Origin of the sequence: Cohnella sp. GCM10012308, from assembly GCF_042649185.1 — a bacterium.
Lineage (GTDB): Bacteria > Bacillota > Bacilli > Paenibacillales > Paenibacillaceae > Cohnella.
This window is the reverse complement of record NZ_JBHRYU010000006.1, coordinates 218,166-237,306: the sequence shown is the minus strand read 5'-3', so window position 1 is coordinate 237,306 and position 19,141 is coordinate 218,166. Positions and strand designations below refer to the sequence as shown.

General features: G+C 62.0%; 13 protein-coding genes. All 13 read right to left on the bottom strand.

Going from position 1 to position 19,141, the window contains the following annotated elements; translation table 11 throughout:
* Nucleotides 1-6: 6 nt before the first annotated feature.
* The 13 genes from ACFOTD_RS10380 to ACFOTD_RS10320 all read right to left on the bottom strand — a co-directional run bounded on the left by ACFOTD_RS10380 (nucleotide 7) and on the right by ACFOTD_RS10320 (nucleotide 19,071).
* Nucleotides 7-1,665, bottom strand: coding sequence for a DUF6382 domain-containing protein (locus tag ACFOTD_RS10380; RefSeq protein ID WP_378118339.1), 1,659 nt, complete (start codon nucleotides 1,663-1,665; stop codon nucleotides 7-9).
* Nucleotides 1,666-1,713: 48 nt separating this feature from the next.
* Nucleotides 1,714-2,202 (bottom strand): A24 family peptidase, encoded by a 489-nt coding sequence (locus ACFOTD_RS10375; RefSeq protein ID WP_378118338.1) that lies wholly within the window; start codon nucleotides 2,200-2,202, stop codon nucleotides 1,714-1,716.
* A 14-nt stretch (nucleotides 2,203-2,216) separates the two neighbouring features.
* Entirely contained in the window at nucleotides 2,217-3,164 is a 948-nt protein-coding gene (locus tag ACFOTD_RS10370; RefSeq protein WP_378118336.1) for a hypothetical protein, read from the bottom strand.
* Nucleotides 3,127-5,373, bottom strand: coding sequence for a hypothetical protein (locus ACFOTD_RS10365; protein WP_378118334.1), 2,247 nt, complete (start codon nucleotides 5,371-5,373; stop codon nucleotides 3,127-3,129). Before ACFOTD_RS10365 ends, ACFOTD_RS10370 begins: the two co-directional genes overlap by 38 nt.
* A gap of 73 nt (nucleotides 5,374-5,446) precedes the next feature.
* Nucleotides 5,447-6,067 (bottom strand): hypothetical protein, encoded by a 621-nt coding sequence (locus ACFOTD_RS10360; RefSeq protein ID WP_378118332.1) that lies wholly within the window; start codon nucleotides 6,065-6,067, stop codon nucleotides 5,447-5,449.
* A gap of 122 nt (nucleotides 6,068-6,189) precedes the next feature.
* A complete protein-coding gene (locus tag ACFOTD_RS10355) occupies nucleotides 6,190-6,405 on the bottom strand; it encodes a Flp1 family type IVb pilin (RefSeq protein WP_378118330.1) in 216 nt (71 codons plus the stop codon).
* Nucleotides 6,406-6,431: 26 nt separating this feature from the next.
* Nucleotides 6,432-7,268, bottom strand: a complete 837-nt coding sequence (locus ACFOTD_RS10350) for a type II secretion system F family protein (RefSeq protein ID WP_378118328.1) — start codon at nucleotides 7,266-7,268, stop codon at nucleotides 6,432-6,434.
* 26 nt (nucleotides 7,269-7,294) lie between these two features.
* A complete protein-coding gene (locus tag ACFOTD_RS10345) occupies nucleotides 7,295-8,041 on the bottom strand; it encodes a type II secretion system F family protein (protein WP_378118326.1) in 747 nt (248 codons plus the stop codon).
* Entirely contained in the window at nucleotides 8,038-9,273 is a 1,236-nt protein-coding gene (locus tag ACFOTD_RS10340; RefSeq protein ID WP_378118324.1) for a TadA family conjugal transfer-associated ATPase, read from the bottom strand. Before ACFOTD_RS10340 ends, ACFOTD_RS10345 begins: the two co-directional genes overlap by 4 nt.
* A complete protein-coding gene (locus ACFOTD_RS10335; RefSeq protein WP_378118322.1) occupies nucleotides 9,255-10,520 on the bottom strand; it encodes a P-loop NTPase family protein in 1,266 nt (421 codons plus the stop codon). The genes ACFOTD_RS10340 and ACFOTD_RS10335 overlap by 19 nt, the downstream gene beginning before the upstream one ends.
* Nucleotides 10,521-10,788: 268 nt before the next feature.
* Complete coding sequence (locus ACFOTD_RS10330) at nucleotides 10,789-14,643, bottom strand: TIM-barrel domain-containing protein (protein WP_378118320.1); 3,855 nt, start codon at nucleotides 14,641-14,643, stop codon at nucleotides 10,789-10,791.
* A 37-nt stretch (nucleotides 14,644-14,680) separates the two neighbouring features.
* Nucleotides 14,681-17,947 (bottom strand): TIM-barrel domain-containing protein, encoded by a 3,267-nt coding sequence (locus ACFOTD_RS10325; RefSeq protein ID WP_378118319.1) that lies wholly within the window; start codon nucleotides 17,945-17,947, stop codon nucleotides 14,681-14,683.
* Between the two features lie 128 nt (nucleotides 17,948-18,075).
* A complete protein-coding gene (locus ACFOTD_RS10320) occupies nucleotides 18,076-19,071 on the bottom strand; it encodes a peptidyl-prolyl cis-trans isomerase (RefSeq protein ID WP_378118317.1) in 996 nt (331 codons plus the stop codon).
* Nucleotides 19,072-19,141 lie beyond the last annotated feature (70 nt).

Below are 19,141 nucleotides of genomic sequence, written 5' to 3'. Positions count from 1 at the left end.
CGCACGTTAGATTCGCATAGGCTCGCTCGGCGCATGGAAACGGTAGATCGACCCGGCCACCTGCAGGCAATCCCCCGTTTCGAGCGGATACGCTTCGTACGGCGCCATCGGACTGCCGTTTAGCCAGCTGCCGTTGCGGGACCCCAGGTCCTTGGCCAGCCATCGTCCCTGCTCGCGCAGCATTTCCAGATGCGCTCTGGACATCCCCCCCGATTCATCTACGTGCTGAGCCGCGTCCTTCGAACGTCCGATCACGAGGGATTCGGCTTTCAGCGGTATTTTGCACGGCCGCTCCGCAGACTCCCATTCCAGGTAGCATACCGCGGGAGCTGCCGCCTGCGGCGAGGCCAACAGCTCCGTCGCTTCCCGCTTGGAAGACAGCCATTCCGTCTGCGGACGATCGTGAAGCGTTGGATCAGATGCCTTCCGATTGCTTTTCGAGCCGTCAGAAAAGGATTCGAATCTCGACGACGGCATGAGATCCGGCGTGCGGGCCGCCTTCCCTTCCACTGGCTCGGGCCATGCCGGATAGCCGGCGTACCGTTCCGGCTTCGGTTCGCTTGCTTCGGAACCGCTCTTCATCCCGCGAATGGTCTCCGTTCGTTCTTTCCTTGTCCATCCGTTCCAGAGAAACAGACACAGACCCGCGCATGCTGCGGTCGCAGCAAGTGACGTCGCAAGTCCTCTCGTGCCCGGGGCATTGGCGTATAATGTTTTCCAGGCAATGCCCGCCGCAACGGCTGACAGCGCCACGAGCCATACCCGCCATCTGGCGGCGCTCATGCCGCCGGGCATCCATCCGGCATCGGCATGCGCATCTTCTTCATTCCCTACAAGAACCGAATCTGCACCTCGCTCGGATCGCAATGCATCCGGACGTTGCCAGGAAGATTCGCCAGCCTCTCCCTCTGTCCGCGCGGACGCCTTTTGCGGCGGCAACCTTGCCCGATCCAGCCGTGAAAAAAAGTCTGGCGCTCCTTCGCTTGCCTTCCGTTCCGGTTGAAGCCCCGCGTGCGTCGAAGCTTGCTCCCCTCCCACAAACCGCTTTTCGCTGCCATTGGCAGCCTGAAGCATGCTGTCCGCGCGTTCTTCGGCGCGCTCGCACAAATAGCGGCGGGCGAAAGCACGCAAAGAAGAAGGGATAAAACCTTCGGTAGCCGTCATCTCAAGCAGTTGCTGCAGCACTGCACCGTCCGGGTTATCCGCACGCATGACCCACCTCACGATAAGGCGTTCAAATCCCGCTTCGTCTTCTCCCGATGCGTCGGCCGCAAGCGGCAAATAGGCAAACCGCAGGTCATGCCAACCGTTCCCCACGAAAATGTATTCGTCTCTTAACAGCAGTCGTTTAAAATCCAGCATATGATCGTGGCACTGCTCGGCCGTTTCCGCCAGCTTGCACAATGCGGCTATCGCATCGGTCATCGTCCAGCGTTCGGCCCTAAACGACTGGCTCAGCATTTTGCTGCCGGCCAGCCGGTAACGCAGCCCGATCCGTCCGTCCGTCTCTTCGACGGCCAATGGCAAAAGACCCGGTATCTCGCATGCCTGCAGCATCCCCGTCTGAACTGCGTCCAGATCCTCTCTACGCCAAGGCGCCGAAGCCTGTTCGAGGATCATCCATAGTCCGCGCTGCTGCTCGAATCTCGTTTTCAGCTCGTTCATGACTTACCTCCTTACGTCTTCTTTTGGCTTGTACGCTACGATTCGCAGTTACCCGCCGTAGAAGACAAGCATCGCATAGGCCGGCGCCACGGCCAGCATGAACGGAAACTTAGCTCCCTTGCAGGCATGCGCCGGATGCGATCCCCACGGCCACTTTAATTTAAGCGCCCAGGGACGTACCAACGGCACCCTCGACAAGAGCAATAGCGCTGCGATTCCTCCCGCGAACAGGAGCGAATAAATGATCAGCTGCAGCGCTGCCGAAGCGCCTGCCCATGCGCCGTAGGCGGCGAACCACTTGACGTCTCCGGCGCCGAGACCTCTGGCGGCATGAAGCAGCCAAAGCGGAACCCACCCCGCGACAACCCCGCCGATCGTCCACCAGATGCGACCGGGGCCGTACGCGGCGATTTGAAAGATGAAGCCGCCTGCCGCAAAAGCGGCGCACAGTAAATTGGATATTTGCATTCGCCTGATATCGCTCCAGCAAGCGAACAGCAGCAAAATTGCCGTCGCCGACCATACAACCTTCTCCACGGTCAACCTCCTTTTCAGGCGGATTTGGAATGTACCTCGAAAGTCTGCGCAAGGCTTCCTCCTGCGTAAGAGGCCTCCCATTCCCATTCGCCGGGCGTCGTGTTGCCCGATACGAGCCACGTCCACGAAACGCGGCCGGACGCGTCGGCCGTCGCCGCGCCTAGATGCCTGGCCTGGCTCAGACCGCTTTTGTAAACGACCTTAAGATCGACCGCGGCGCCCGGCTCCGCCCGCAAGACCAAAGTCACCCTGCGTCCGCGTTGAACGGGAGAAGGCTCAAGCGACACGAACGCCAGCAAGCCCGCTTCCCCGCCCGGCTCCGGGGCCGCTGCGGCAAGACGCTCGCCCCCCGTCCATACCCGTTCCCGTACGGATGCCCGAAGGATGAGCGGCCGTCCGGACCACGGAAATGAAAATGGCAATCTATATTCCGCTTCAAGCGTCAGATACGCTTGGGCAACGTCCGCTGCATCCGGCAATTCGACGCGGATCAGCTTCATTCGCGAAGCCGGCAGCATGGAGTTGCCGAGCCTGTCGGCGACGCGAGGCTCCAATGCCTGCTTTGCAAGAAGCGCGTCCGGATGCCAGTCGCCTGCCGCAAACCGCTCGGCCCACTCGGAGAGCGGATCGGGCAAATAAGGAGCAAGCTTGCCGACCGTCTCCTGGGGACCCGCCAGCCGTTCCTTCCAGCCTGCGTAAGCCTCTGCATCCGCGCCGACTGCCTCGCCGGCACTCGCCAGACTCTCGGACAAGGGGTACCATACCGACGCAGTCTGCCTGGCCGTCTGGGACAAGGCGCCCTGCAGCGCCATGGCGGCAATCGAAGCGTGGATCAAATAAATTAAAAACAGAATGCAAATCATGACCGTCGGCATCGTCAGCGCAGCCTCGAGCGTCAAGCTGCCCTCGCTGTCCGCCTGTTTTTTACTGATAAGCGCTATCCGACGAAAAAGCCGTCTCATAACGATTTCCCTTCACCGTCCCCTGCCAGGATACGCTTTTTCCTGCGAGCTTGGCGGCGCCCGGCAAAAACCATAGTCGCACTGAAGCGATGCCTCGCGCGCTTACGTAGGTATAGGCTTCCTGAAGATCGACGTCGAGCGTGTCCTCGATCAAAGCGATCCTGCGGGCCGTCTGCGCGTCGGAGCTCCCGTGCAGCAGCAAAAACAGCCGAATGTAATCCTTATAATAAGTATCGATTTTTGCATATTTGGATAGCGTTATAACGCCCCGGTCCAGCAATTCCTGAACATCCTTCAATGCTTCGGTGATGCCGTAAAACGCGGCTGCTGCAAGCACGACCAGCGGATGCCCGTAAGAGCGGCACTCGATCAACCCTTCCATCGTGCGGATCGCAAGGCGCAGCGCAAACAATTCGCCGTAAGCCGCCGCAATGTTACCCGAAGGATTGCGCAGTCCGTACAACACGTACTCGTTTTCCTGGTCGCTCGGCATCAGCAAGCTCTCGCCGCTCCCGTCCAACATCGCGCGAACTTCGGATGGCTCAGCCATCGAGAAACGCGCATAGGAGTATTCGGCGAAATATACGGTATCGCGCATCCCCGTCACGCCGTCTCCAAGCGCATCCAGCCAACCGTCCGCGGATGCGAACGCCGACTTGCGCCCTTCTTCGGCATCAGAGAGCTGGCGTGGCGGAGCTGCTTCTTCTTGCCCCTCGTTCCAGGTTAAATTGCGGCTGTACAGCCAATCGAGCCTTTCGAACGCCTGCTTCTCCTCAGGCGACGATCGTATGCCAGCCAGCGTGGCGAGAAAGGCGGTGGCGCCCGACCAGGCGGCGCCCGACTTCTTTTCCAGCGACTTGCGTTCCTCTTCGTCCGCCCGTTCGGACTTAAGCGTATCGCGGCGTCCGGCCGTCACGCTGCCCGATGAACCATGCTTGCCGGCGAAGCCTGCCAATTGCGATTGAAGATGGTCGGTCCCGTCGCGCAGCGCGCCGTCCATGCCGGACGAACCTGGCGCCAAGTCCAACGATCCTGCCATCGATGCGGCTGCATCGCGCAAACCGATGCCGGCGCTGCGAACGTCCTCCAGCTCTTCGCCGTATCGATCCCAATAATCATCGGGCAGCACCAGCTCCGATGCGGCTCGCCGAAGTTCTTGCAGCGAACCCGCTTCGCCCCCGTCGAAACCGCCTTCCCCCGTCTCCGCCGGCCATTCCGCGGGCGCGTCGGCAATGCCGCCGGACGCTGTCGCAATTCGGGCCATTTCTTGATTCGCCGCCCGCGCCTCCTCAAGTTCCTTCGTTGCCGCTTCAAGCGATTTCTCGAGCGAGGAAAACGCTTGAAGCGGCTTGTTCCGCAGTTGATCCGCAAGCTTGGCCGCTCCGCGTTCGTAAGCCGCGATTTGCACGGCGTACAAAGGACCCTCCAATGGAGCAGGCGTCGGCGAAGGAGACGGGGTCGCTCCCGGAGAAGGCGAGGCGCCTTTCAGCTTTTCTTCCGCCTCCAGGCGCAGTCTATCCGCTTCCCGCTGCCGCTGTGTCTCGGCTCTGGCTGCGTCTTCGGCCCGTTTTGCCGCGTAATCGCCGTACATCAAAGCCGCGTCCGCAACATCCTGAACGTCGCCGGCGGATCTGCCGCCCGTCATCGGTACCGGCGGTTGCGGAACGATTCCCTTGAAGGCTTCCGTCATTACGTCGCCCGCTTCGGCCTGGCGTTCCAGTGCGCGATCCAAGGCCGCCTCGCGCTTCTCGTAAGCCTGCCGCATGTCCTCGAGCAAATCGGACGTTTTTCTCGCTTCTTTAATCAAAGCGGGCAAGCCCTTGAACCGCGAAGCCAGATCTAGCGTCAGGTCGATCGGCGCCTTATACTTCATCTCCTCCAGCACCTGCCGCTTGAACACGGCATGGGAGCCGAGCGGCCGGCTCTCGATCGCTTCCCCGTCGCGCCACGTCGTATCGAGCAGTCGCAGCGCGTCGTCATCCTCGGGGTCCCCATACCCTTCGAGCACCGCAGACAGCAGCGCTTCAGGCTCGCTGCCTCCGATCGCAAACAAGCCGTAGCGCTCGTACAGCATCGGATCGTATGCCGACAGTACGCCTCTGGCGCCGGCCTTCATCGACAGCTCCGCCTGCTTGCGGAATGCCGCGATACGGCCGAAGTCGATCAGCGTTCCCGTCAGAAAGATCATCGCGGCCATCACCGCGGCCATGTAAATAGACACGGCTCCCGAAGTCTCTCGGCCGAACCGAAACAACCGATGTTTCGACCGCCCTCTCCCGACATTATTGCGATGTCGCATCCGCCTTCCTCCCTAGCAGAGAGCCCGCTTTTCCGAGATACGTCCCCGCGCCGTCGCCTGCGAGTTTCGCCCGGGCCGTGTAGTAACGGACAAGATCGAACGTGCGCACCCACTCCGCCGGATCCGTCACCGGTGCCGACGCTTCGGACGACGCAACCGAAGAGCCGCGCAGCGGCGCAAGCGGGCTCAGCTCGCCCGGATCCGCCGCCGTGACGGCGATCTCCCGGCGCAGACCTCCCCGCTCGTATCGGATGCTGCCTCGCCAATTGCCGGCAAGCGCTGCGGCGGCCGGATACAGCTTGCGCAGCATCAGCCCTTCCCCCGGTTCGGCCGCGCCGGGGAAATTCAAACCGTCCGAAGCCTCGCCCGCCGACCAGCCGAACAATCCATGAAGCAGCGCGTCGTCGGTCAGACGCCAGTACAAGCCGTCATACGCCACCTCGTCGTAAGCGCCCGTTGCGAAGTCGCTTCCGGCATGACTCCAGTTATAGGCCGTCCTTTCGGCGGCCATGCCGGATTTGTAATGGACGATCGCATTTTGAGCAGTAAACAGCGCGTAAAAAACGAGCAAAAACGTGACGATCAGCAATGTCGGCATCAGCATGCTTGCCTCCAGCGAATAGGACCCCGCGGTTTGACGCCAAAAGATGGAGACGCGAGAGCCAGGCAAGCGGCGACGAACCCCGCGCACAACCGCATAAAGTCGGATAAAGCTCGCCATGCCTGTCAACTGAAAAACGAATCCGACTTGTCCTCGACCTTGCCGAACAGCCGATCCAGGAAGTCCAGAATCCAATCCTTGAACAATACGGCGATGGCGATGATCACCGCGGCGATCAGCACGATCTCAAGCGTGCCAAGCCCCTCCTCGTTCCTCCAGAATGCGTTCAGCTTGCCGCGCGCGTACATTCCGAGCCTAAAAGAAAGACGGCGAATACTCATGCAATAACCCCCTATTAAAAATGAAATTATTCAGTCGCCATCAGCAAGATCGAAGGCGTGCCGACCAGAACAAGGATGATGAGAAATATAATGGCGAGCGGAAAGGCGAGCCTGGAGGAGGCGCGTTCGCCGAGCGTCCTGGCTGCGGCTTTGCGCTTCTCCCACAGGATGCGGGAGAGCTCCCGCAATGCGGTTACGAACGTATCGCCGCCGCGGCGCGCGTTCATCAGCAGCGTCGTGGCGAACATCCTCGCCTCGGGCACTGCGCACCGCCGCCCGAACTCCTCCCATGCGAAAACGAAGGACTCCCCACGCTTCACCGCCGTCACCGCGGCCTCAAGCTCCGCATAAAGCGTATCCCCTCTCCTGGCTCCGGCGCCTGTCGGCCGGTCAAGACAACGTTCGAGCGCCCTGAGCACATTTTCGCCCGCGCCCACCATCAGCAGCAGCCGGCTCAGCATCTCCGGCAGCTCCATCACGATCTCATGCCTGCGCTGTTCCAGCTTGCCGTACAGCTCTCTTCGCTTAATCAGCGGCAGTAGCCCCGCCATCACCGCGCCCAGGCCCAGCAACGCGGCCCGGTCCGCCAGCCAGCCGAGCATCGCGCCTGCCAGCAGCGCTCCATAAGCGTGGGCGGCGCACACAGCGGCATGCCGCGAAAGCAGCGCGGATACGTCCCGACCGCCGGACAAGGCGGACAGCGCAGCTTGCTCGCGATGCAGCCTCGGGGCAATCCGCGGCCATAGGCGCGCGCTCCCGATCAGCGCGTGCATCGGATCGAGCAGCAAATGACGGAGCTTGCTCCAGGCGCGCCTTCGGTAAACATGCGCAAGCAGCGTCGCGTAGCCTGCGAGCAGCAGCAAAGCAATTCCTCCCAGCACGAATCGCATCATAGCCGGATATCCATGATGCGCATCATCCACGCGCATACACCCGCCAATGCGGCCAAGCATAAGGTAAGCACGAGCAGTCCACCTCCCCGGTATAATGGCTGCATATAATCTCCGGCGAAAAAACCGAGCAGCCCGACGAAGCCGAACGGCATGCCCATCATCAGCCTGGACTCGAATTTTTTCTGTGCGATCATGACGCCGACCTCCAGCTCGACCTCGAGCTTCTCTGCGATCAAGCCCGAGGTGCGCCGCATAACCTCGACGAGATCGCCGCCCGAGCGCTTGCAGATCCGAAACGCCTCGGCGAAGTTCGCGATCTCCTCGATGCCGCTGCGAACGGCAAGGTCGCTAAGCGACAGCTCGAGCGGCTCGCCATTGCGCAGCCGATTGGTCACTGCCCGGATCTCGCGGAGCAGCGGCGCATCCGGATCGCCGATCAGCATCGCCATGTCGGCTTCGAGCGCGCCGAACGCGGTCTCGACGGAGCGGCCGGCGGACAGCAGCGACGACAGCGTCTGCAGCATGTCCTTGAAGTGCAGCCGCAGCCGCTCCTGTCTGCGCCGGCATAAATGACCGGCAACCAGCCTCGGCCCGTACCAGCCGCATGGCGTCGCAAGCAGCGCGACCAAGGGTTGGCGATAGAGCAGCCATACGGCGGCAAAACCGATCATAGCCGCTCCCGCCATCGCGTATATACGCTCGGAGCGGCTGAGCGCGTATACCCGGTAATCCGTTAAGCTCATGACATCGCCTCCTCGCCCGCTTCCAACCAACCGTTAAGCTTACGCACATTCGTCAGTTCGCCCGCCCGCCGAAGAGCGTCGCTATGCGTCCCGGTTTCCTCTCCGAGCAAGTAGAGCGGGTTCAATTCCACCTCCCCATCCCGAAGCCCCGCGATCTCGCTGATCTCGACGACGCGCCGGCTGCCGTCCCTTAACCGGCTCAGATGAACGACGATATCAAGCGCCGAAGCCAGTTGTCGCCGTACGACGGCAACCGGCAGCTCCGAGCCGCCGAGCACCATCGTCTCCAGTCTCGACAGCATGTCGCGGGCCGTGTTGGCATGGCCGGTGGAAAGCGAACCCTCATGCCCGGTGTTCATCGCCTGCAGCATGTCGAGCGCCTCCTCTCCGCGCACTTCGCCGACGATGATCCGGTCCGGCCGCATCCGCAGCGAGGCTCGGATGAGCTCGCGCATCCCGATCCGTCCCTTTCCTTCGGTATTGGCATTCCTCGTCTCCATCGACACGAGGTTCGCGATGCCCGGAATCTGAAGCTCGGCCGCGTCCTCGATCGTAATGATGCGCTCGTCCTGCGGGATCCAACGGGCGAGCGCGTTCAGAAAAGTCGTCTTGCCCGAGCCGGTGCCGCCGCTGATAAAAATGTTGTACTTGGCCTGCACGAGCCGCCGCAGCAGCGCGGCTGCCTCCGCGCAGATCGCGCCGAGCTTCACCAGCTCGTCCATGCCGAGCGGACGTGCCGGAAACCGCCGGATCGTGACGGTCGGACCTTGAAGCGCGACCGGCGGCAGCACGACGTGCACCCGCGAGCCGTCCGGCAACCGCGCGTCCACGATCGGCGACGCCTCGTTGACGATCCGATTGACCTGACCGACGATCGATTGAATCAGATCCTCCAGCCGCTCGCGGCTCTCGAAGCCGAGCGGCGCGCGCTGCAGCCGTCCGTCTTTCTCGAAAAAAATTCGCTCGTGGCCGACGATCATAATCTCGGTGACGCCCGGATCCGCAAGCAGCGGCTGGAGCGCATCCAAGCCCCTGAAGGAATGAAAGAGCCGGCTGACGGCCGCCTCGCGTTCTGTCGAGGTAAGCCGGTTCATCCGCGGCTCCGCGAACAGCTCGCCTTCGATGAGCGCCCGCAGCTCCGCATCGCTCACGGCCCCATCCCACGCCAGCCTTGACCGGACGCGCTCGCGCACGGCTGCGATCTCGTCTTGCCTCAGCCCGGCGCCGAGCATGCATAACCGCCTCCCGCCGCGACGGGCTCCCGCAGCTCGCCGTCGCCCGGACGGCGTCCTTCGGCGCGCGGCGCATAACCTGCCGTCCCCGGCGGCGCAGGCCGTTCGCCAGGACCGGCATACCCCAGCGCGTCCAGCAGACGATCGACGCCGCCCGCAAATGCGCCCGATCCCACAATCGCGCCGATGTCGGAGACGCGCTGCCACTGCGGAATATAAGGCAGCGGGAGCCACTCCGCGCCCCCGGGCAGCCGCATGGCGTCGGAGGACGCTTCGCCAAGCGCTTTGTTCCAAATATAAGTCGACTTGCCCAGCAGCTCCGGCTGCCGGTCGCCCCACTCCCGTAGCATCGACTCCGTCTTGCCAAGAAGCTGGACGTCGTCCGCCGCGATCCAACAGATCCTGCCGCTGAGCTCGAGCAATCGCTGCTGCCAGCCGGCAAAGCCGCCGTCCGGATCGGCGACGATCAGATCGAAGCCGCCGTAACGGCGCAGCGCTTCGATCAGCGCCTCCAGGCGCTCCGGCGTCATCGCCAGCAGCTCGGCCGGATGATCGGCCGGCTCGAGATAGCCCGCGCCGACAACCGACCGACGCGAGCCAAGCGCGCGAATCTGCGCCTCCGCCGCAGATGGATGCGCCGACAGCTCGTACAGCAGCCTGGACAGTCCCTCCGGCTCCCGTCCGCCCGCCTCTCGCCCGTCCGCCCCCCCTCCGCCCGTCTCTCCCCCGCCCGTCTCTCGCCCGCCAAGCAGCGTACCGACGCCGCATAGCGCTTCCAGATTCAAATACATAACGCTGTACCCGCGCTCCGCGGCCTGCCTGGCGATGTTGAGCGCGAGCGTCGTCTTGCCCGCGCCTCCGCCCGCCGAATAGACGGTCCACAGCGCCGTCCCCTCCGCCGGCTTGGCCGAGGCCGTCCCGGCCAGCCTGCGGATCTCCGCGGCGAGCCGCGGGAGCGACTGATACTGCGCGATGGCAGGCAGGCCTTCGTACTCCCCCGAAGCGCCGCTGTCGGTGAGCACGACGATCCTCGCGCCGCCGCCTATCGGCACCTGCCCGAGCGCGGGCAGCAGCGACTGCTGTACGACCAGCAAATCCGCCCCTCGCCCGGTTTGCATATAACGCTCCAGCGCGTCCGCATGCGTGAAAGCCGCGATCTCCGCCAGCGGATCCCGTTCCTTCAAATACAGCGCCAGCCGGCTCGCGTACCCCGGCTGCGGCGCGGCTAAGACCAGCCGAATCCCCATCTAACCCAGCTCCTCCCTATCGCAGGCAACGACAAAAAAGCACCGCCGATTTCGATGTCATCATCGAAATCAGCGGTGCTTCCGCATGCCGTACGCTTGAATATATTTCTAAATTATCATGCCTCGGCGCTCGGCGTCAATCCTTTTCCACGCCTTACACGCGCACGCTTACCCGCGTCTTACACGCGCACGCTTACCCGCGCCTTACACTCGCACGCATCCCCGTTTACACACGTCTGCACGCCTGCACGCACGCACAGTTCGCCGATCACATTTTCGTCAGCCGGACGTCGTCGATGTGCAGCGTCGTGCCTCCGGGCGAATCGACGTAGAACCCGACGTCCACTTGCCCGTTCGTGACGAAGATATTGCTGATGCTGATATACTTCCACACGCCGTCGTTAGAAATGTTGTAATACTGCGCCGTGCCGCCGTAGTTCGCGATCTCCGCGCGGGCCGTCGTCGGCGTCGCGTTTTTGAGCCGGACACGCGCTTCGAACTTGTAATTGGCGTTGTTGACCGGCACGCTCACGACCTGATGGACGCTCTGCTGGTAGGCGCCTGCGAGCCAGAAAAACGCGCGCTTGTCCTGCGTCCACGGAGACTCGGGCGGATTGGTGCCCGATCCGCTGTCGATGCCGTACGCGAGCGTCTGTCCGGTCGGATGCCATTCCGACCAGTTGCTGTTGTAGGCCGTGTCCCGGTCAAAGTCCCCATTATCGAGCAAATTCAGCTCGGACTCGGGCGTACCCGGCGTAGCCGAAGCAACCAGCAGGCGATCGAGGTTCACGTTGCCGCTGTTGCCCGAATCGTACTTGAAGGCGACCAGATTGGCGCCTGCGTTCAGCGTGACCGTCTTCGTGACGTCCTGCCATACGTTCCAGTTGGCGCTCGGACTTGAGAAGCTCACCGAGCCGGCGCTCGCGCCGTTTACGTACGAGGTCAGCGTCTTGGACGAGCCGCTGCCGTTCGCGTACCGCAGCGCCAGCGTATAGGTGCCGGCAGCGGGCGCGTTGACCCGAAATTCGGCCTGCCCGCCGACGGCGCTCAGATTGTCCGCAAACGCTGTCCCGGAGTAGAACCAGTGGTCCTTGTTCACGCCTGCCCCGCCGGACAGCCTTGCGCTTTCCGCTTCGTATTTGGCAACGGCGGCCGCATACGGAACTTTGATATAGTCCAGGTTCGCGTTACCTGTGTCGCCGGCATCGCTCTCGTACTTGTACGACAAGCTGTTGCGGCCGGCTTCGAGCGGGATCGTCTCGGTCTGCGTCGCCCAGGTATCCCAGTTCGCCTGGTTCGCAAGCGTCGTCTGCTTGACCCGCTTGCCGTTGACGTAGATGCTGAGCGACTTCGCCGAGCCCGTCGAATTGGCATAACGGAGATCGATCGCATAGTCGCCGCCCGTCGCCACGTTCGGGTAGAAGGTGACGGCTGCCCCGGCATTGCCAAGCCCGTCGACGAAGCCCGTTCCCGCATAGCCGCTGTGATTATTGTTGACGGTCGCCTTCGTCGAGGTCGTATTGCCCGACAAGGAGGCGTCCTCGGCCTCGTACTGCGTCGCGGTGTCCGTCACCGTCGCGGATCCGCTGACGACGACGTTTTTGGCCGATGCGCCGCCCGCCGCGATCTTGACGTACGTGACGTCGCCGTACACGTCCTTCGTCTTCGTCCAGCCCTCGCCCGAAGCCGCGCGCAGGGCATTCAGGCTGGCATACGAGGTCGCACTCGTTCCGCCGATCGTGACGCCCGTGCCCGCTTTGCCATGGATGGCTGCGAGATAGTAGGAGACCGGTGCCGCATACGTGCCGCTCTTGGCGCCGACGCTGAACGAAATGCCGCTCGCGCCGTTGTCCTGCGCCGTCATCGTCTGCTTGAAGAAGCCGGTGCCTTCATAGTTGTAGGTCGTGCCGTCGTCATCGTAATACGTGAAGCTCGACTGCGCCGTGTCCGGGAACACGTCGACGTTGATCGTGGACACCGACGCTTGGCCGGTATAATCCAGCACCTTTTGCGTCGGGATGATCGCGCCCTTCTTGACGAACACCGGAATGTCGCTCCACGTGCTCGCATTGACCGGATAGCTGATCGTCTGCCCGCCCGCGTAGGCGGTGCCGCGGAAGTAGTCGATCCAGTTGCCGGTCGGCAAATAGACGGACTTGGAAGTCTGCTGCTTGTCGACGACAGGAGAGGCCAGCAGCCAGTCGCCGAACATCCAGGCGTCCAGGTTGTTTTTGGCGTTCGTGTCCGTCGGATAATCGTACAGGAGCGGACGGACCAGACCGACGCCCGTCTCGTACGCGCTGCGCTCATAGGCGTACATATACGGCATCAGCCCGTAGCGGAGCTGAATCGCCGACTTGGACGCTTCCTCCGCGGTGCTGCCGTACACCCAGGGCTGGCGCTGCTGGTGATTGTTGCCGTGAACGCGGAATACGGGCGTGAAGGCGCTGAATTGGATCCAGCGCGCGTACAGCTCCGGCGTCGGATTGCTCGTCGTGCCGTCCTGCTGGTTAAAGCCGCCGGTATCCATGCCCCACTTGGGCTGCCCCATGTTGATGGAGGACAGCATGGTCGCCCGCTGCTCCTTCATCCCGGCGGCCCAACTGATCTTCTCGCCCTTGTACCACTGAATGCCGATGTCGCCCGACCACAGCGTCGTGGCGTAGCGCTGCGCGCCGGGGTAATACGTGCGAGCCGTCTGCCAGACGCGGTTGGTCGACGAATAGGCCCGCTGTCCTTCATAGATCGCTTGCGAAAAGTGGGTCGTGGTGAAATTGCCGAACCAGAGCGTCGTGCTTCCGGACGACACCTTGTCCGTCTCGTCGTTCCACCAGCCGACGATGCCTTTGTCGAACGCGCCCTTGGAGTGGTCCCAGTACCAGGCGCGCTCCGCGGAATTGTAAGGGTCGATGCTGCGCACGGTGACCGGAATAAAATAGTCGGTGTACGCGCCGTGACCGGGATACCAATAGCCGCCCGCATTCGCGTCGATCGACTGCTGGGTCGTATGGCTCGACAGGTCGGTCGTGACGATGCGCGGCTTCGTAATGCCGATCATCTTCACGCCCTTGCCGTCCATCGTCGTCTTGAGGGCCGTCGTGGACGCGCTCGGAAAGTTGGTCGTATTCCACGTGAACTCCCCGTAGTTGTCCTGACCGTAATTTTTCCAGTCGTAGTCGAGGCCGACGCTGTCGAGCGGAATGTTTTTCGCCCGGTACGTATCCACGTTCCCGAGCAGCTCCGTCTGGTTCGTATCCCATTCGAAGTTGGAGAAGCCGAGCGACCATTTGGGCATCATCGGCGATTTGCCCGTAATGTCGGAATACGAACTCATAATCTGCTTGGGCGAACCGAGCATGATATAGTACTCTACGTCATTCTTCGTATACCTTCTGCCCTCCGTCGGCGTTCCGCCGTAGTAAAATTCCATTTTCCCCGTCGCCGACTCGGTGTACGGGTAGCCGCCGTCGCTGTCGACCAGCACGCCGTAGCCCGCCGTCGACCAGATGAAGGGACCGCCCGCGTCGCCCTGCTCGCCCGCATGGGCGCCGTGGCTATTGTCGTTGCGCAGCAGGTCGCCGCCGTCCTCGAAGGCGTTGTAGCCGCGAATGCCGTACATATTGTCCGCCGTGTTGTGCAGGAACCGCACGCCGTCGTAGAAGACGCCGCCGGACGAAGGCTCCCAGAACAAGGTCGTGCCGTTCGACTTTTTGATCGTGAGACGAGCCGGGCTCTTGGCAATCTCGATCTTCATATCGGTCGTCGTCACCGTGATCGGATCTACGGCCGTATTGATCGTGGCGCCTGCCGCGCTCCACGTTTTCGAGGCGTCGATCATCGGCGTGTCCGCGCTGGCGGCGACCGAATTCGGGCGGTAGTCCACCTTCGCGATGCCCGAGGAGAGCACCTTGATCTCGAGAATATCGTCGCTCGGCTCCGCGCCGTTGTCGATCGTCAGCGTGAGCGTATCGCCCGACACGCTGCTGGCGGTCACGTTGCCCAGCGCGCCGACATAGGCGTACGCCGGACTCGCGCCCATCGGCGCGAGCAATGCGGCGCCCAGCAGGACGGCGGTGAGCAGACTCGTGCTTTTTCGGACCTTACTTCCATACAAATGGCGCATCGTCGGCATCCTCCCGTCTTTTTAAAATAAATGCCGTTTACCAGCGAATCGCTACGTTGTCCAGGTTGATGCCCGATGCATTGCCCGCGTCGTACTGCACGCGAATCGTGTTAAGTCCTGCGCTCAGGGACGTCGTCGTCGTCGCGGTATTCCACGTATCCCAGTTCGCCGTCGCCGGCAGGGACAGATCGGTCACCTTCGTGCCGTTCTTGTAGATCGCTCTCGACGCCGCGCCGCCGCCCGCGCTGTATCGGACGTCGATCGAATAGGTGCCGGCCGTCGGCGCGTACACTTTGAACTCGACAAAGTCGCCGGAGGTCGCGAAGCCGTCTACGAAGCCCGTGCCCAGATAGCCCGTATGGTCCGTGTTCGTGGACACGGCGAAATGAGTGGCGAACTCGGCTTCGTATTCGTTCTTGTCGACGCCGCTCAGCACGACCGAACGGGCGGAGGCGCCGGACGAGATTTTGACGTAAACGAGCTTCGCCACCGTATCGTAATACCAGCCCTGCGAAGCAGAGGTCAGACCGCTCAGCGTCGTTTGCTGCGTCAGCGCCGAACCGTCCTTCGTCACCGAGGAAGGCTTCTTCGTCAGCACCTGCAGCGTGCTCGTCGTCGTCAGTGCCGGCACGGATACGGTCACTTGATCAGAACCGTAATTTTCGGTCGACGTGATCGTCTTCGTCGCCGATCCGTCGTACCAGCTGTACGACGTCGTCCCCTGCGGGAAGATGCGGAACGTCAGGTTCGTGTAGTTGGTCAGATCATTGCCGATCGTGCCGCCGACCGTGTACGTACTATTCAGATTCATCGGCAGGATCGCGCCCGCCTTGGCGAATACCGGCAGATCGTCCACCGACGCATAGTAGCCGATCGTCTGCGAGCCCGGACGCATCGCGCCCCACCAGAAATCGACCCATTCGCCGGCCGGCAGGTAGACGCTCTTGTTCGTCTCGCCCTGATTTACGACCGGCGCGACGAGCAGATTGTCCCCGAGCATGTACTGCGCGGTGAGGCCGTACGTATTCGTGTCGCTTGGATAGTCGAGCACCATCGCGCGCATCAACGGCACGCCCGTGTCGCTCGATTTTTTGCCTTCGCTGTACAAATAAGGAATGATGTTATAACGCGCGTTGATGAACTTCTGCGAAGTCGTCAGAACGGTCGAGTCGCCCGTCCGGGACGCCGCGTTCCATGGCGAGCGCTCTTCGCTTGGCGAAGGCGACGCTTTTTCCGAGTGGAACTGCATGACCGGCGAGAACGCGGCCATGGCGATGGAGCGCTTGTACAGCTCCGCCGTCGGGAACGAGTCGCCCGTGAAGCCGGCCAGATCCCAGCTGGTGAACGGCACGCCGGAAATATTGGACGTCAGTCCCGCGAGCACCGCCTGCTGGTACGCGCCGAACGTCGACTCCTGGTCGCCCGCCCAGAAGATCTGGTTCTTTTGCGCGCCGCTCGTGCCCGAACGGCTGAACGAGACGGAATTCGCGTTTTTGGACAGCGCATACGCGTTATAAGCCCCGACATACTCGTTCGGGTACTGATTGCGCATCTCGTCGCCCTTCTTGCCGTTGCTGAACGTCAGCGACCGGCCCCACACCATCTCGCCGCCGTCCGTCTTGAAGCCGTCGATGCCGATGCCATCGAACAGATAGGCGCGCTTCGACATCCACCAGTTTTTCGCCGCCGTGTTCGTAAAGTCGAGCAGCAAGCTGTTTTCGAACCACGAGCCCGCGGGCAGTCGATACTGGCCCCCGCTGCCGTCGCCCACCGCATAGCCCTGCGAGATCATATACGACTCGTCGTTGTCCTTCTGCGTGTACGCGGAGCTCGTATACTTCTGGATCGGCACCTGCCAGAGCACCAGCTTCATCCCGGCATTGTGAATGTCGGTCGCCATCTGGGCCGGGTTCGGCCACTTCGTGCCGAAAGTGAAGTCGCTGTAAGAGAACGCCGCGCTGCCGGTCTTCGGCGTATAGGTCGCGTCGTTAAAAATATAAAACGTGTTCTCGTCGCTCCACTGCTCCAGCACGACCGCCGAGGCGGGAATGTTGTTCGTGCTCGCGCTGCTGAGGGCGGCGGTCACCTCCGACTGCCGGTCCCACTCGTTCGCGGACATCCACAGGCCGAACGCCCACTTGGGCAGCATGGCCGGCTTGTAGGTGATGTCCGTATAGTTGGAGACGACGTCCTTCAGATCGCTGCCGTAAATAAAGTAGTAGTCCAGCAGCGAATTCGCGCCTCCGCCGGTATTGACCGTGAAGTTGTACATATCCGTGCGCTCGGTCGCCATTTTGAATTTCGAATAATACGTCGAGTTGACATAGATGCCGTAGCCGTTCGTGTTGATGAAAAAGGGGATCGCCATGTACGTCCGGTCGTTCTGGTTCTTGTACTGGTTGTAGACATAAGTGTCCACGTCGTAGCCGCGCTTCTGGAAGTTGTTGTAGTGCTCGCCGAAGCCGTAGAACTGCTCGCTCGTCGGCGAATACAGATTATCCTGCACCTTGTCGATGATGCTCGTGCCGTCGGTCAGCCATGCCATGTTCTTGTTGACCGAATTGTCGTATTCGCGCGCGATCAGCGTTGTGCCGTCCGGCTTGTAAACGCTGAGCTTGTACGGATTTTTATCGATCCGTATTTTGAGCGCGCTCGTGCTGATCAGATAGTAGGTCGTGTTGTCTGCAAACGTATAATTGCTGAGTCCCGTCGCGAGCGTGCCCGTCCCCTTCGGAGAGAGCTGCACGCGGAACACGTCGGCCGCCTGGAAGGAGATGCCGATCTTCGGCGACAACGTCCCCGTATTCGGCGTCGCGCTCAGCGTCACCTTGTTGCCGGCATCCGTATAGCCGCTCACGCTGGCCACGGATTCCCAGCCCGTTACCGTGAACGTGAACGGACCGATCGTCTTCTCGTTCGCGCCGTCCTTGTTCGCGTGGATCGTATACGTGACGACGTCGCCCTTGGCGAAGGTGCCCATATTGATTTGCCAGTAGCTGTTGCTGCCGCTGTTGTACTGCCAAGTCCCGTTAATGACGGACTGCGTCGCGCCGTTTTTCGTCCAGGTAATCCAGGTCGCCTGTCCGCTCTCGATCGGCCAGGTGGTCAGCTTGAGATAGACCGTGTCGCCCGCGACCGGATCTCGCGGATAGCGCTCGGTCAATTGGACGTCGTACAGATCGTCGGTTCCGTAGGGCGCATGATAGACACCGGAGATGGCGAAGGCGCTCGCGGGAACCGCCAGCAGAACCACCAATCCGAGCAACAGCGCCGATGCCAGACGGGAATGCCATCTTGTTTTCATTACGTCAGTACCCCTTTCTCAAAATGAATGTCGTATTGCGCAAGCCGTCCGCTTACCCGCCCCTCGACATGCCTCGCTTCCCCTTTACATGACGCATCCCTCCTCTCCAGACGCGCCGGACGAGCGCCTCATGGCGTACCAGCTGCGTTCGCGTCCGCGCCGTCAGTACCTGCAGCGCCTTCTGTATCCGCCCCGGGATTCGGATTCGGGATGCGCACCGTCACTTCGCCGCTCGCGGTAAAGCCCGCCAGCCACTGCGGGACGAGCTCGTTCAGCCGCTGCTGGCGGATCAGCTCCACAATCCTTTCTTTGGCCTGCTCGGCGGTCTCCGTCGATGCCGGCTTGCGATCCGTCACCTTCACCAAGTGGTAGCCGTAAGCGGTCTTGACCGGATTGCCGTAAGCCCCCGTTTTTAATTTCTCTGCCGCCTGCTCAAGCTCGGGCGCCGTCTGTCCCGCGGACAGATAGCCCAGGTCCCCGCCCGCTTCCCGCGTCGCCACGTCCGCCGAGAACTCGGCGGCCAGCTTGGCGAAGTCGGCGCCCTTGGACAGCTCGCCGTACAACTCCTTGGCCTGAGCCTCTGTTTTCACCAGGATGTGCGACAAGCGGACCTGCGCGGGATGGTGGAACGACGCCTCGTTCAGCTCGTAAAATTGAGCGACCTGCTCGTCCGTCACTTCAAGCTCCGACGCGAACAGCTTGCCGAGCTGCAGCTGCATCTCGATCTGCGCCGCGAAGCCCGCTTCGTCGAGACCGACGGAGCTCAGATAGCTTTGAAAATCCGCCTCCGACGCGAACGAACCGCGCATTTTGTCCATGCCGGCCTTCAGCTCCTCGTCGCCGATGCTCAGCCCCTTTGCCGCAGCCTGTTCGTCCGTTAGTCGCCGAATCACCATCTCCTGCAGCGTCTGCGCGCCAACTTGCCGGAGCATCGCCTCGTACAGCTCGTCCTTCGTAATGTTCGTTTTGCCCACCGTTGCTACGATGCTCGCCGTTCCGTTATCGTCCGCCGTCGCGGCATCCGCTTCCGGTTTTGCGCCGTTCTCGCCGGCGTACGCGTATACGGCGAACAGAACCGCCGCGATCAATACCGCAAGACCGCCTACCGTCAGCCATTTTTTCATCGCTTCGTCGCTCCCGTCCGTTATAGAATGATTGATTCATGGGCCGATCCTTCTCGCCCCGGGGATGCCG